Source organism: Photobacterium sp. WH77, from assembly GCF_022014395.1.
In the GTDB taxonomy this organism is placed as follows: domain Bacteria; phylum Pseudomonadota; class Gammaproteobacteria; order Enterobacterales; family Vibrionaceae; genus Photobacterium; species Photobacterium arenosum.
Genome location: NZ_JAKLTE010000047.1, coordinates 1 through 1,345, shown reverse-complemented (window position 1 = coordinate 1,345; position 1,345 = coordinate 1). Strand labels below are relative to the sequence as shown.

1 protein-coding gene is annotated in these 1,345 nt (G+C 46.2%); it reads right to left on the bottom strand.

Going from position 1 to position 1,345, the window contains the following annotated elements:
- Positions 1–232: 232 nt before the first annotated feature.
- Positions 233–1,261, bottom strand: a complete 1,029-nt coding sequence (locus tag L6J37_RS21165) for an IS110 family transposase (protein WP_237796513.1) — start codon at positions 1,259–1,261, stop codon at positions 233–235.
- Positions 1,262–1,345: the final 84 nt, after the last annotated feature.

The window sequence follows — 1,345 nt, the reverse complement described above, 5'->3', positions numbered from 1 at the left end:
AATGTATGGTCCGCCCCGTTTTTGCAACTACAATTTTAACGGGAGTGGTTTGCGCTAATGTATTCGGAGTCTCTCTTGGAAGCTCTCTCGCATTCCAGCTCCACGATGATATCTGCGCCAGATAATCCTTAAAACAGTACAAGCATCTCAGTGCTATTTGTGCCATCAGGTTACATATCTGGCCGATTGACCGTTATCGTCATCATTGTCATTGCAAAATGGGTGAATGAGTTTATTGGCAAGCAAGGTTGTTGGCGTTGAACGCACGGTGTGAGTTCATCACAGCCCAGGCGATCCGCACTAACTTGTTAGCCAGTGCGACAACAACAACATTAAAAGGTTTGCTTGCCCTCAGATTAGTGAGCCAGGGTTCGAAGCATTTTCCCGTTGTTTCTGGCTTAGATAAGACAGCGCGGGCGCAATGAATAAATAACGTTCTGAGCCTTTTATTCCCTCGCTTGCTTATCCCTAATAATGTGGTTTTCCCGCCAGTTGAGTACTGTCTCGGAACCAGTCCTATCCATGCCGCCATATCACGGCCACACTTGAAATTGCCCGGAGAGGCAATCTCAGCCAAGCAAGAGCTCGCTGTGATATGAGCAACACCAGGGATCGTCATAAGCAATTCACCGATTTCATTATCAGATGTCATTTTGATTAATTTTTGTTCTTGCTTCTGAACATGCTCAGTGAGGTACAGGTAATGCTCGTGAAGTTCTTTTAATTCCAAAACTAAAGCCTGGGGCAGTGACTGGTTTTGCTCTGCAATCCATTGAAATAACTTTTTCATTGTTGAATGGCCTTTGGGAAGACTGAGTCCAAATTCAACGAGAATCCCCCCAATCCTGAGCATAGTCGCTGTGCGCTCTTTGATATACGCCTCTCTTGCTCGATTGATGGTACTGATGACCTGGGCGTTTTCTGACTTCACGGCAGCAAAGCGCATTGATGGACGGGATGCAGCTTCAGCAATCGCCGCTGCATCAATAAAATCGTTTTTATTCGACTTCACATAGGGCTTCACATATTGGGGTGGGATGAGTTTTGCTTCGTGCCCATAACTTTCACATTTTCGGGCTAACCAATGCGCGCCGCCGCAAGACTCAAATGCCACCGTTGTATGGGGTAAATTAGAGAGCCATAAAAGCAGTTGAGCCCGATTAAATTTCTTACGAAACACCTCATGCCCATGCTGGTCATGTCCGATACAGTGAAATGTACGTCTACCTAGATCGATGCCAAGAATATGTAAATTGTCCATGATGGAACACCTCAGTGGTTTCGGTTTCCTCAAGCTTAGCCACTGACGTCGCTAGGGGTGAGGTTGGGGCGGACCATATCATTA